This is a genomic window from Clostridium porci (genome assembly GCF_009696375.1).
GTDB classification, from domain to species: domain Bacteria; phylum Bacillota; class Clostridia; order Lachnospirales; family Lachnospiraceae; genus Enterocloster; species Enterocloster porci.
Genome location: NZ_VUMD01000001.1, coordinates 154,163 through 168,101 on the forward strand (window position 1 = coordinate 154,163; position 13,939 = coordinate 168,101).

The 13,939-nt window shown below is 49.5% G+C and carries 10 protein-coding genes; all 10 read left to right on the forward strand.

The window, feature by feature from the left end:
• Positions 1-28 precede the first annotated feature (28 nt).
• Positions 29-1,816: an arginine--tRNA ligase gene (argS, locus tag FYJ39_RS00725; protein WP_178258618.1), complete on the forward strand. Its 1,788-nt coding sequence runs from the start codon at positions 29-31 to the stop codon at positions 1,814-1,816.
• 38 nt (positions 1,817-1,854) lie between these two features.
• Complete coding sequence (locus FYJ39_RS00730) at positions 1,855-5,016, forward strand: DEAD/DEAH box helicase (RefSeq protein WP_154470556.1); 3,162 nt, start codon at positions 1,855-1,857, stop codon at positions 5,014-5,016.
• A gap of 15 nt (positions 5,017-5,031) precedes the next feature.
• The gene (locus FYJ39_RS00735; protein ID WP_154470557.1) at positions 5,032-5,655 is read left to right on the forward strand and encodes a flavodoxin family protein; all 624 of its coding nucleotides are present in this window, start codon (positions 5,032-5,034) and stop codon (positions 5,653-5,655) included.
• 189 nt (positions 5,656-5,844) lie between these two features.
• A complete protein-coding gene (locus FYJ39_RS00740; RefSeq protein WP_178258624.1) occupies positions 5,845-7,587 on the forward strand; it encodes an ABC transporter ATP-binding protein in 1,743 nt (580 codons plus the stop codon).
• Complete coding sequence (locus tag FYJ39_RS00745) at positions 7,584-9,467, forward strand: ABC transporter ATP-binding protein (protein ID WP_154470558.1); 1,884 nt, start codon at positions 7,584-7,586, stop codon at positions 9,465-9,467. The genes FYJ39_RS00740 and FYJ39_RS00745 overlap by 4 nt, the downstream gene beginning before the upstream one ends.
• Before the next feature lie 178 nt (positions 9,468-9,645).
• Positions 9,646-10,971: an electron transport complex subunit RsxC gene (gene rsxC / locus FYJ39_RS00750; RefSeq protein ID WP_154470559.1), complete on the forward strand. Its 1,326-nt coding sequence runs from the start codon at positions 9,646-9,648 to the stop codon at positions 10,969-10,971.
• Positions 10,972-10,986: 15 nt separating this feature from the next.
• A complete protein-coding gene (locus tag FYJ39_RS00755; protein WP_154470560.1) occupies positions 10,987-11,928 on the forward strand; it encodes an RnfABCDGE type electron transport complex subunit D in 942 nt (313 codons plus the stop codon).
• Positions 11,925-12,539, forward strand: coding sequence for an RnfABCDGE type electron transport complex subunit G (locus FYJ39_RS00760; protein WP_154470561.1), 615 nt, complete (start codon positions 11,925-11,927; stop codon positions 12,537-12,539). Before FYJ39_RS00755 ends, FYJ39_RS00760 begins: the two co-directional genes overlap by 4 nt.
• An 11-nt stretch (positions 12,540-12,550) precedes the next feature.
• On the forward strand, positions 12,551-13,342 hold the full coding sequence (gene rsxE, locus FYJ39_RS00765; RefSeq protein WP_154470562.1) for an electron transport complex subunit RsxE: 792 nt from the start codon (positions 12,551-12,553) through the stop codon (positions 13,340-13,342).
• Positions 13,343-13,354: 12 nt separating this feature from the next.
• Positions 13,355-13,930, forward strand: coding sequence for an electron transport complex subunit RsxA (gene rsxA / locus FYJ39_RS00770; RefSeq protein ID WP_154470563.1), 576 nt, complete (start codon positions 13,355-13,357; stop codon positions 13,928-13,930).
• The last annotated feature ends 9 nt before the right edge of the window (positions 13,931-13,939 follow it).

Genomic DNA, 13,939 nt, shown 5'->3' on the forward strand with positions numbered 1-13,939 from the left:
TTAGCTTTCGCAAAGGAGAGTTTGAATTGTGAAGAAAATTCTGGATATAATGGAGCAGGAACTACGGAGGGCATTTGCGGCCTGCGGCTATGATGAGAAGTTTGCTAAGGTGGCGTTGTCTAACCGTCCGGATCTGTGTGAATATCAGTGCAATGGAGCCATGGCTGCGGCCAAGGCTTATAAAAAGAAGCCGATTGACATTGCAAACGAGGCAATCGAAAGGCTGACGGAAGGGGGAAGTCATCCTGTATTCAGGGAAGCAGTGGCTGTGATGCCTGGTTTTATTAATCTGAAGCTGTCGGAATCCTTTCTGGCTGACTATGTGGGACAGATGGCGGTGGAAGAAAAGCTGGGTCTGGAGAACGCTAAGGAGCCGGAGACAATTATAGTGGATTACGGCGGAGCGAATGTGGCAAAGCCCCTTCATGTGGGGCATCTGCGGTCTGCCATTATCGGCGAAAGCATCAAACGGATGGGCCGGTTTTTGGGTCATCACGTGATTGGAGATGTACATCTGGGGGACTGGGGCCTTCAGATGGGATTGATTATAGAGGAGCTAAGAGACAGGAAGCCAGAGCTGGTGTATTTTGACGAGAGCTATATTGGCGAATTTCCGGCTGAAGCTCCCTTTACCATCAGTGAATTGGAGGCAATCTATCCTGCGGCCAGCGCTAAGTCCAAGGAGGACGAGACCTTTCGGGAGAGAGCCCACCAGGCTACGCTGAAGCTCCAGAAGGGGTATCCTCCCTTTCGGGCTATCTGGCGGCATATTATGACGGTATCTGTGACTGACCTTAAAAAAAATTACTCCAATCTCAATGTGGAGTTCGATCTCTGGAAGGGCGAAAGCGATGCGGAGCCATACATTCAGGATATGATTCAGATGCTGATAGACAAGGGACTGGCCTATGAGAGCCAGGGAGCTCTGGTGGTGGATGTGGCACAGGCAAGTGACACAAAGGAGATGCCGCCCTGCCTGATCCGCAAATCAGACGGAGCTTCCCTCTATGCTACCTCGGATCTGGCCACTATTGTGGAGCGTGAACAGGATTTTTGCCCCAACCGTTACATTTATGTAGTGGATAAGCGTCAGGGGATGCATTTTGAGCAGGTGTTCCGTGTGGCGAAGAAGGCGGGGATTGTAAAGCAGGATACGCCCATGATATTTCTGGGCTTTGGCACGATGAACGGTAAGGATGGAAAGCCCTTTAAAACCCGGGAAGGCGGTGTGATGCGTCTTGAAACCCTGATAAGGGATATCAATGAATCGGTTTACCAGAGGATTATGGAGAACCGTACCGTGTCTGAGGCGGAGGCCAGAAGGACATCTGAGCTGGTAGGGCTGGCTGCTCTCAAGTATGGTGATTTATCCAACCAGGCGGCCAAGGACTATGTGTTTGATCTGGAGCGCTTTATTTCTTTTGAGGGGAATACAGGGCCGTATATCCTGTACACCATTGTTCGTATCAAGTCCATTGTGAATAAATATAAGGAGACTGGCGGCAAAGTAAGCGAGACTGGGGCAGAGAAGAGAATTTTACCGGCTCTGGGAAATTCTGAGAAGGATTTGGAGCTTCTTTTGTCAAGGTATCATGAGGTACTGGAGGGAAGCTTCGCGGAAGCGGCCCCCCATAAGATTTGCCAGTATATCTATGAGCTGGCTAACGGCTTCAACAGCTTCTATCACGATACCAGGATTGTCTCTGAGGAGGACGAGGCCAGGAGGGACAGCTATATCGGCTTAATCAGCCTTACTAAGAGGGTTCTGGAGATCTGTATAGATTTGCTGGGGATGGAAGCGCCGGAGCGCATGTAAGAGGAACAGGGCAAGCGCTGAAAGGATGCGTAAGGTAAATGAAAATTATCAGGATGAGCGCCAGCAGCTTCTGGAAGGGAGAGGCTGGTGTGAGAGGCCTGGTGGAAGACCAGGGAGAAGTGTTTAACGTTAATTTGTATCTGGGGAAAGGACGAGTGAGGGACTACTCCTGTTCCTGCGCAAAGGGGAATTCTTATAAGGGCATGTGCGCTCATGGGGAGGCCCTTTTTGCATATTATAAGGAGCGGCAGAAGGAAGGTGAAAAACCAACCGTTTATACATCCGGCCTGGTTCATTCCATGATACGGGAATATACCAACAGGGAAGTTGGGAAGATTCTGGCTGAGGATGGGATGGGGAAGGTGAGCCTTCTGCCTGTGCTGTTCATAGAAGGGCAAAGGCTTAGCCTGGAGCTTAAGGCAGGGGAAGGACGGTTTTATGCGATTCGGGATTTAAGTAGATTTAAGGAGGCAGTAGAGGCAGGTTCTTTCGTGGAATATGGGAAGGAGCTGGCCTTTCATCACCAGAAATGTGCCTTTTCAAAGGACAGTCAGGAGCTTTTGTCCTTTCTTATGGCTATTACTGAAAATCAGGGGGCGGAAAGAAGCCTGGTTTTAAGCCCTATGAACCGGGATCGGTTTTTCCAGCTTATGATGGAGCGTGAGCTGGAGGTAGTTTATTCCGGCGGGATTCGCACAAGGCTCCTTGTAAAGGAAAGAGATCCGGCAGTGGCTCTTTGTGTGGAGCGGTACGGCAGGGATGGGATCAGGGTTTTGTTTCAGGGCATACTTCGGACCAAGAGGGAAGGGGAAGAACCCTGTGTAATGAATGGCTGTTTTGAAGGAGAAGACTATCTCTATGTAGCAGCTGGCCAGGTATTGTACCGCTGCGGGCGGGAGGCTTCCGAGTGTTTGGGCCCATTGTTAAAGCAGATTGTACGGGAGCGGGAGGATAGCCTGCTGATTGGACAGAAGGATATTCCTCTTTTTTATGAACGGGTGCTCAAGCATCTGCGTCCCTTTAGCCGGATGGTTCTGAAGGATGTGGATTTAGATGCTTATAGGCCGGAGCCCTTGCAGGCGTCCTTTAGGTTCGATGTAAATGAAAGGGGTGAGCTGCTTATGGAGCCCCAGCTTTCCTATGGCAGCTATACCTTTCATCCCTTGGAGGATGAAAATGTGCCAAGAACTATATGCAGAGATGTGCCGGGTGAGTTCAGAATCAGCCAGTTGATCCAAAAGTATTTTAAATATAAGGATACTAAAAGCCTTCATCTGGTGATAAAGGAGGATGAGGACAGCCTGTACCGGCTGCTGGATGCAGGTCTGGAGGAATTCCGCCTTTTGGGAGATGTGTATGTCTCTGAGAAGATGAAGCAGTGGAAGATTCTGCCGCCTCCGAAGGTCAGCGTAGGCGTGAATGTTTCCTCCGGGTGGCTCAAGCTGTCGGTAGATATGGGAAATATAGATCCCCAGGAGCTGATCAGAATCCTGACAGCGTACACCCAAAAGCTAAGATACTATCGGCTAAAGAACGGACAATTTTTACAGTTAGGCGAGGGTGGGCTTTATACAGTGAGCCGTATGGCCTCAGAACTTGGCATCAGCAGGAAGGAGCTTATGAGCGGCAGGATGAAGGTTCCGGCTTATCGGGCTATGTACATTGATTCTTTGCTGAAAGAAGGGACGGGGATATCCTATTACCAGGATCAGCTGTTTAAGGCGGTGGTCAGGGGATTAAAGTCAGTAGAGGACAGTGAATATCAGGTGCCGGAGCCGTTACAGACGGTCCTTCGGGAGTACCAGAAGGCAGGCTTTCGTTGGATGAAGACATTGGACAGCTATGGCTTTGGAGGGATTTTGGCCGATGATATGGGACTTGGCAAGACGCTCCAGGTAATCGCATTGCTGGAGGATGCCTATGAAAACGGAGAGAAAGCTCCCTCTTTGATTGTGTGTCCTGCCTCTCTTGTATATAATTGGGAGCATGAAATTGGACGGTTCGCTCCAATGCTTGGCGTCTGTTCGCTGGTTGGAAGCAGCAGCAGGCGGGAGGAAAAACTTCGTGCCTTAAAGGACGGAACCGAGCGCTTCCAGGTGCTGATTACCTCCTATGATTTGCTTAAGCGGGATGTGGAGCATTATAAAAATATATGCTTCCGGTATCAGGTAGCGGACGAAGCCCAGTATATTAAAAATGCTTCTACCTTCAGCGCAAGGGCAGTAAAGGCCATTGACGTACGGACACGGTTTGCGCTGACCGGGACTCCGGTAGAGAACCGGTTAAGTGAGCTTTGGAGTATTTTTGATTATCTGATGCCGGGATTTTTGTTCAGCAGCCAGCATTTTAAGAAGAAATATGAGGGGCCGATTGTGAGGGATGGGGATGAAGAGGCCCTAAAGAGGCTCCAGAAGCTGACAGGTCCCTTTGTGCTGCGGCGTGTTAAGAAGGATGTGCTCAAGGAGCTGCCGGAAAAGCTGGAGCAAGTGGTGTATTCTGCCTTCGGAGAAGAGCAGAAGAAGCTGTACGCCGCCAATGTTCTGGAGCTTAAGAAAAAGCTGGAGGCAGGAGACCTTGGAGACAGCGGAAAGGAAAGACTTCAAATACTGAAAGATCTGATGCGCCTGCGGCAGATCTGCTGCCATCCGGGGCTTTGCTATGAGAATTATAAGAAAGGCTCAGGAAAGCTGGAGACCTGTATGGCTCTAGTGCGCAAGGCTGTGGCCGGAGAGCATAAAATACTTTTGTTTTCCCAGTTTACTTCCATGCTGGGGCTGATTGAGGAACGGATTAAGGAGGAAGGGATTTCCTGTTATAAGCTGACCGGTGCTACCTCTAAGGAGGAGCGAAGCCGCCTGGTGGATGAGTTTCAGAGGGACGGCGTGCCAGTGTTTCTGATCAGCTTGAAGGCGGGAGGAACAGGACTTAATCTGACGGCTGCGGATATTGTGATTCATTATGATCCCTGGTGGAACGTGGCAGCTGAGAATCAGGCTACGGATAGAAGCCACCGGATCGGTCAGGAGAAGCAGGTGACGGTATATAAGCTGATAGCCCGGAATACGATAGAGGAGAATATTCTAAAGCTTCAGGCTTTGAAGCAGCGTCTGTCAGAGCAGATTGTCACAGAGGGAACTCGTTCCCTTGTAAGCCTGACAAAGGAGGATATTTTGAGTATGATTTCAGGCGAATCATGTTAAAGGAGGTAAGTAAGAATGAGAGTTTTGATGTTAAATGGAAGCCCCCATGAAAGAGGGTGCACCTATACGGCTCTTACAGAGGTAGCCGGGACTCTGAAGCAGGAGGGAATTGAAACGGAAATTCTTCATGTGGGAGGGGATGCCGTGGTTGGCTGCATGGGCTGCGGCGGCTGCGGCAAGCTTGGACGGTGTGTGTTTGGCGAGGATAAGGTGAACGCCGCGGTGGAGATGATGAAGGAGGCTGATGGACTGGTGGTAGGCTCACCGGTTCATTATGCGTCAGCCGGAGGAACCATCACCTCCTTTCTGGACCGGTTTTTCTACTGTGGAGGACGCTATGCTTCCCATAAGCCGGGAGCGGCTGTAGCCTCTGCCAGAAGGGCCGGAACTACGGCAACTCTGGATCAGTTGAACAAGTACTTTATGATTTCTCAGATGCCGGTGGTTTCTTCTCAGTATTGGAATATGGTTCATGGGTCATGTCCTGAGGATGTGAGGAAGGATGAGGAGGGCATGCAGGTAATGCGCGTATTAGGCCGAAATATGGCCTGGCTGTTAAAATGTATGGAAGCTGGAAGAGCTGCGGGAATCCAACCTGCGGCAGAGGAGGAGAGAAAGAGAACAAACTTTATCAGATAAGACGGAAAAAAGCAGACATAAAAAAGACCAGAACCGCTCCGGGAGAGAATAACCGGGGCGGTGGAAAAAAGGCTGCTTTGTATGCTCCAGAGCTTTACTGAGCAGGATATGATAGGAGAATTTCCGAATCGGCTCTATGAGAATCCGAAAGGGAATAGGATCTCTGATACGGAAAGTGAGGACAACCAGGTGAAACGATATAAAAAATATATTACCCCCTACCTCAGTGCCTTTATTATAGGGCCTGCTTTAATGATTACCGAGGTGTTGGGTGAAATTCTGCTGCCGAAATTTATGTCTATGATTATAAATCATGGCGTGGCAAACCGGGATATAGGCTATATCATTTTTATGGGTGGGGTGATGATACTGACGGCCATAGTAATGGCAGCAGGGGGAATTGGCGGAGCATATTACGCGGCGAAGGCGTCCATCTGCTTTACAAGCGATTTGAGAGATGATTTGTTTTCAAAGGTTCAGGAGTTTTCGTTTAAAAATATAGACGATTACAGCACTGGCTCCCTGGTTACAAGGTTGACTAATGACATACAGCAGATACAGATTGTAATGATGATGATTCTCAGGCTGGCCTTAAGAGCTCCGGGAATGTTTATAGGAGCGATTATCATGGCTTTTCTCATGAATGCCAGGCTGGCAGTCGTGATTCTGGTCGTGATTCCTTTGCTGATCCTGACGATTTCGGTGATTTTAAAGCTGGCATTTCCAAGGTTTACAATGATGCAGAAGAAGCTGGACGCTTTAAATTCTGGAATTCAGGAGACCCTCACAAATGTACGGGTGATCAAGTCCTTTGTGCGGGAGGATTTTGAGAAGAAAAAATTTCAGGGCATGAATCAGGAGCTGAAGGAGAGCAGCCTGCACGCTCTGAAAATCGTCATTGCCACTATGCCTGTGATGATGCTGGCTATGAATATTACCACCCTGGCCGTGGTTTGGTATGGAGGCAATCTGATCATCGCGGGACATATGCCTGTAGGAGATTTAACTGCCTTTACTACCTATATTGTACAGATCCTTATGTCCCTTATGATGCTGTCCATGGTATTTCTTCAGAGCTCCAGAGCTATGGCCTCTGTAAAGCGTGTCAATGAAGTTATGGATACAGAGGTTGATTTGACTGATGCTGAGGCTTCCAGAAAGGGCCTTCTGGTTACAGAGGGACGGGTGGAGTTTCGAGATGTAAGTTTCAGCTATACGGATAATGAAGCGGAGCTGGTTCTGGAAAAGATTAGCTTTACAGCAGAACCAGGTCAGACCCTTGGAATTATCGGAGCTACAGGAAGCGGAAAGACCAGTCTGGTTCAGCTGATCCCCAGACTTTACGACGCGACTGGAGGTCAGGTGCTGGTGGACGGCGTGGATGTAAAGGAGTATTCCCTGCATAATTTAAGAGAAGGCGTGGGCATGGTTCTTCAAAAGAATGTGCTTTTCTCAGGCACCATTGAGGAGAATCTGCGGTGGGGACAGGAGGACGCGTCTTTGGAAGAAATAAGAGAGGCGGCAGGGTATGCGCAGGCAGACGGCTTTGTTACCGGTTTTACAGGAGGCTATGATACGGACATGGGTCAGGGAGGCGTCAATGTATCTGGGGGCCAAAAGCAGAGGCTTTGTATTGCCAGAGCCCTCTTAAAGCATCCGAAAATACTGATTCTGGATGACAGCACCAGCGCTGTGGACACAGCTACGGAGGCAAAAATCAGAAAATGCTTTGCCACAGATCTGAAGGATACGACCAAGATTATCATAGCCCAGAGAATCAGCTCTGTGGAGACGGCGGATAAGATTCTGGTTATGGATGACGGACGAATCATAGCTCATGGAACTCACCAGGAGCTTATAAAAGACTGCGAAGCCTACCAGGAGATTTACTATTCCCAGAGAGAACGGGAGGAAAGGGGGACTGCCTTATGAATGAGCAGCAGAGAATGGACAGCCTGAAGCGGCGCTATGGCCACTGTGAAGCGCCTTCCGTGAAGGCCCCAAGGAGAGAGCTGGGACATGGGCCGAGACATCCTATGGGCCAGAGTGGAAGGGGGAAGCCAAAGAACAGCCGCCAGACGGTAAAGCGGCTTATGGGCTATCTTAAGGAGGACAGGGGAAAGGTACTGCTGGCATTTGCCTGTGTCATTATAAGCACAATATCTACGTTGGCAGGATCATATATGCTGCGTCCCATTATAAACCTCTTTATCGCTCCCATAGATGGAAGCGCCGGCAATCCCGCAGGTCTTGCAAGCTCCTTGGTAATTTTGGGAGCGGTGTATGGAGCCGGCATCTTGTCTCAGTATGCCCAGGCCAAGGTTATGCTTACGGTAGCCCAGAACGCGCTTCAAAAAATCAGATACGAGCTTTTTGAAAAAATGCAGGCTTTGCCGATCTACTTTTATGACACAAATGTGAGTGGGGATCTCATGAGCCGTTTTACAAATGATGTAGATACGGTAGGCCAGATGCTCAGCAGTACCCTGGTGCAGCTGGTTTCAGGGTCCTTAAGCATTGTGGGAACTCTTGTTCTGATGCTGTACACCAATGTCACCCTGACGGTGGTAACGGTGGTTATGATTCCCTTGATGGCTAAGGCCGCAAGTGCGGTGGCAGCCAGAAGCCAGAAGTATTTTACTGCCCAGCAGGCATCGTTGGGAGCGGTAAATGGATATATAGAAGAAATGGTTACCGGACAGAAGGTAGTGAAGGTATTCTGCCATGAGGAAGCAGCTAAGGAGGAATTTCGGCTTTTGAACCGGGAGCTGAGAGGAAACATGATACGTGCTCAGTTTTTCGGAGGTATGATGGGGCCGGTGATGGGGAATTTAAGCCAAATTAACTATGGACTGACGGCTTGTATCGGAGGCCTTCTTTGCGTTCTGAGAGGTTTTGATGTGGGAGGCCTTACCGTGTTCCTGAACTTTTCCAGACAGTTCAGCAGGCCTATTAACGAGATTTCCATGCAGGTCAGCAATGTGTTTGCCGCTTTGGCCGGGGCGGAGCGTGTATTCGCGGTGATGGACGAGGAGCCGGAGGCTTCGAACGATGAGGACGCAGTGGTTCTAAATCCCATGAAGGGTTATGTGACCCTGGAGCATGTAACCTTTGGCTATAACCCGGATAAGGTAATTTTAAAGGATATCAGCCTTTATGCAAAGCCGGGTCAGAAGATAGCTTTTGTAGGCTCTACCGGCGCAGGGAAAACCACTATAACCAATCTTTTGAACCGATTCTATGATATACAGTCAGGGGCTATCACCATTGACGGAGTGGATATCCGCCATATCAAGCGGGATGAGCTGCGGCGCAGTATTGCCATGGTTCTCCAGGATACCCATTTATTTACAGGAACGGTGAGGGAAAATATTCGCTATGGCAGGCTGGACGCTACGGATGAGGAGGTGATTCAGGCAGCCAGGACAGCTTCCGCCCACTCGTTTATCATGCGCCTTCCCCATGGGTATGACACGATACTTGAAGGGGATGGGACTAACTTAAGTCAGGGGCAGAGGCAGCTTCTCAACATAGCAAGGGCTGCTGTTTCCAAAGCGCCGGTGCTGATTTTGGATGAGGCTACCAGCTCTGTAGATACCAGGACTGAGAAGCATATTGAGCATGGTATGGATCGTTTGATGGCAGACCGCACTACTTTTGTTATCGCCCATCGTCTTTCTACTGTGAGAAATGCAGATGCGATTATGGTACTGGAGCAAGGGGAAATCATTGAGCGGGGCAGCCACCAGGAGCTTTTGGATCAAAAGGGAAGATACTACGAATTGTATACCGGAAGGAAAGATCTGGACTAATTTCCGTGAAATTAACAGGTGAATTTAAATTATAAGGATGGAATTCCATGTTGTATACAAAGTTCATTTATGCTATACTATTATGGTATATTCAGAAGAAGGCCAGGCAGCCTCTCTGAAATATCAGCCTTTACACGAGGACAAAGGTAATATTATGAAAGAAAGAGGGAGAGAGTCCATGGGTTTGGCGACTTTTAAAGGCGGCATCCACCCCTATGAGGGGAAGGAGCTGTCAAAGAACAAGCCGGTGCAGATTCTGATGCCAAAGGGTGATTTGGTGTATCCTATGTCACAGCACATCGGCGCACCGGCGCGTCCGCTGGTGTCAGTTGGCGATAAGGTACTGGCAGGCCAGAAGATTGGAGAAGCGGGAGGCTTTATTTCCGCCAATGTCATTGCTTCTGTGTCAGGTAAGGTAAAGGCCATTGAACCAAGGCGTATGGCTAACGGCACGATAGTATCCTCTGTTGTTGTGGAGAATGATGGGGAGTATAAAACCGTTGAGGGAATAGGAAAGGACAGGGACCCGTCCTCTTTATCCAAGGAAGAAATCCGCAGAATCATAAAGGAAGCAGGTATAGTAGGATTAGGCGGCGCCGGTTTTCCTACTCATGTTAAGCTGACCCCGAAGGATGAAAATGGGATTCAGTATATCCTGGTTAACGGAGCGGAGTGCGAGCCATATTTGACCAGCGACTACCGCATGATGCTGGAGGAGCCTGAAAAGATTGTAGGCGGTCTGAAGGTGATTCTTCAGCTGTTTGACAATGCAAAGGGTGTGATCGGGATTGAGGATAATAAGCCTGAGGCCATAGCAAAGCTAACCGGGCTGGTAAAGAATGAACCCCGTATCACTGTGCGCCCTCTTAGGACCAAGTATCCACAGGGCGGCGAGCGCTCTCTTATCTATGCAGTTACAGGCAAAAAGGTGCATGCTTCTATGCTGCCGGAAGACGTAGGCTGCATTGTAGATAATATTGATACGGTTATCTCCATATACATGGCCGTCTGTAAGCAAACGCCTCTGATGCGCAAAATTATTACGGTCACAGGCGACGCAGTGGCGGAGCCAGGTAATTTTAATGTAAAGCTGGGGACAAATTATCAGGAGCTTTTAGAGGCAGCCGGCGGCTTTAAAACAGAGCCAGAGAAGATAATTTCCGGCGGCCCTATGATGGGACAGGCCCTTTTCGGACTGGATATCCCCGTAAGTAAGACTTCATCCGCCCTGACCTGCTTTACAAAGGATCAGGTAGCAGAGATGGAGCCTTCTCCATGTATCCGCTGCGGCAAGTGCGTGAGCGTATGTCCCAGCCATATCATTCCCGTTATGATGATGCAGGCAGCTCTTCATGATGACTGCGAGGCTTTTGAGCGATTCAACGGTATGGAGTGTATGGAATGCGGAAGCTGCACCTATGTATGTCCGGCAAAGCGCCCGCTTACACAGGCTTTCAGAGAAATGCGCAAGACGGTTGCGGCCAACCGCAGAAAGAAAGGGTAGGAGGGGAGAACGGTCATGGATAAATTGTTAAACGTATCATCATCCCCCCATGTAAGAAGCTGTGAGACCACCCACAGCATTATGCTGGACGTGGCTATTGCCATGCTGCCTGCATCTGCCTTTGGAGTGTATCACTTTGGACTTCATGCATTAGGGGTTTTATTAGTTACAGTTGCGGTCTGTATGCTCAGCGAGTACATATATGAAAAGCTGATGCATAAGCCCAACACCATTAGCGATTGCAGCGCCTTGGTTACAGGTATGATTCTGGCATTGAATATGCCGCCGGAGATTCCCCTTTGGATTCCGGCCTTGGGCGGAGTTTTCGCTATTATTGTTGTAAAGCAGCTTTACGGCGGCCTTGGGCAGAATTTTATGAACCCTGCGCTGGCAGCGCGCTGCTTTCTGCTGATTTCCTTTGCGGGAAAGATGACAAACTTTAGCTATGCCGGCTTTGACGGAATCTCCGGCGCGACGCCTTTGGCAGCCTTAAAGAGCGGCTCCTCTGTGGATCTTCCCGCTATGTTCGTGGGGACGATTCCCGGAACCATTGGCGAGGTATCTGTGGTTGCGCTTTTGGTTGGAGCGGCTTACCTCCTGATTAAAAGGGTAATCTCCATCCGTATTCCAGCGGCCTACATTCTGACTGTCGCTGTATTTGCCGCGCTTTTTGGAGGGCATGGATTTGATATCAGCTATATTGCGGCGCACCTTTGCGGCGGCGGCCTTATATTTGGCGCTTTTTTCATGGCGACAGACTATGTTACCAGCCCTATTACGCCCAAGGGACAGATTGCATTCGGCATCCTTTTGGGGGTTCTTACAGGACTGTTCCGTATCTTCGGAGGTTCCGCGGAGGGAGTTTCCTATGCAATTATCATTGGCAATATTCTGGTTCCGCTGATTGAAAAAGCGACCCTTCCCAGAGCATTTGGAAAGGAGGGCAGGTCCTTATGAGCAAAGCAGGATTTATGAAAGACGCAGCGGTTCTGTTCGCCATTACGCTGGTAGCGGGAGCGGCTTTGGGCGGCGTATATCAGGTGACGAAGGAGCCTATCAGCCGGGCTGCTGTGGCAGCAAACTATACGGCATATAAGGCGGTGTTTAACGAAGCTGAGTCCTTTGAACTGGACGACGCTCTGACGGAGGCCATCGAAGGCTGCAATACAGAGCTGGCTGGTATGAATTACGGCAGCGTAGCGGTTGAAACTGTGCTGAAGGCAGTGGATGCCGGAGGCAACCAGCTGGGCTATGTGATAACGGCCCTGTCTAACGACAGCTATGGCGGCGCCATTAAGCTGTCTGTGGGTCTTAAGGAGGACGGAACCATCACGGGGATTGAGTTTTTGGAGATTAATGATACGCCAGGCCTTGGACTGAAGGCAAAGGAGCCCGAATTCAAGAGCCAGTTTGCAGGAAAAAAGGCGGAAGCCTTGAGTGTCACTAAGTCAGGCAGTGGAAGCGATAACGAGATTGCCGCAATCAGTGGCGCAACCATTACCTCAAGCGCAACAACAAACGCAGTGAACGCAGCTTTGTATTATCTGCACAACTGCATCGGTAAATAGGAGGCGGGAGCATGAATAAATGTACAGAGCGTTTATATAACGGTATTGTGAAAGAAAACCCTACCTTTATTCTGATGCTGGGGATGTGTCCGACTCTAGCCGTTACAACATCAGCTGTTAACGGTATTGGAATGGGGCTTTCCACAACCGTGGTTTTAATGTTTTCTAATATGATTATATCAGCTTTGCGTAAGGTGATTCCGGATCGTGTGCGTATTCCGGCATACATAGTGATAGTGGCATCCCTGGTTACCATTGTGCAGCTGCTGCTCCAGGCCTATGTGCCGAGCCTGTACTCCGCTCTTGGTATCTATATACCGCTGATTGTAGTAAACTGTATTATCCTTGGCCGCGCGGAGTCCTATGCGTCAAAGAATGGCTCTCTGGTATCTACCTTTGACGGAATCGGTATGGGGCTGGGCTTTACCATCGCCCTTACCTGTATTGGCTTTGTGCGGGAGCTTTTAGGCTCCGGCGCTGTATTTGGTAAAATGCTGATTCCTGAGGACTATCATATCGCAATCTTTGTGCTGGCTCCGGGAGCGTTCTTTGTGCTGGCTATCTTGACGGCGCTGCAGAATAAGTTTAAGGCTCCTTGCGCAACCAACGGTTCCGGGCCTAAATCCAGGCTGTCCTGCGGCGGAAGCTGCTTGGAATGTACCGGCTCCACCTGTATGGAAAACCATAAGATACTGGATACCAGAAAAAGACAGGCTGAAGAGGAGTCCCTGGCAGCTGGGAAGACAGCAGCGGCCAGGAAGGAGGCAGAGCTTAAGGCATCTGCTTCTAGGAAAGATGATTAGGAGGGTGGATAAATGAAAGAATTATTGTTAATTGCCATTGGCTCCGCTCTGGTAAATAATGTGGTGTTAAGCCAGTTTTTGGGACTCTGTCCATTCCTTGGGGTTTCTAAGAAGGTGGAAACCTCAGCCGGTATGGGCGCAGCCGTAATTTTTGTTATTACCATTGCGTCTGCCGTAACCAATCTGGTGTACACGGGAATCCTGGTAACGCTGAAGCTGGAGTATCTTCAGACCATCGTATTTATCCTGGTAATCGCGGCTCTGGTTCAGTTTGTGGAAATGTTCTTAAAGAAATCTATGCCCTCGCTTTACGAGGCTCTGGGCGTATACCTGCCGCTGATTACCACCAACTGCGCGGTTCTGGGCGTTGCTCTTACAAACGTGCAGAAAGCTTACGGCTTTGTTCAGAGCGTTGTAAATGGCATAGGCATATCCGTAGGCTTTACCATTGCGATCATTATGCTGGCGGGTGTTCGTGAGAAGATCCAGTATAATGACATACCCCATTCATTTCAGGGATCGCCGATTGTTCTGATTACTTCAGGCTTGATGGCAATCGCATTTTTCGGATTTTCCGGATTAATATAGAAGGAGGAG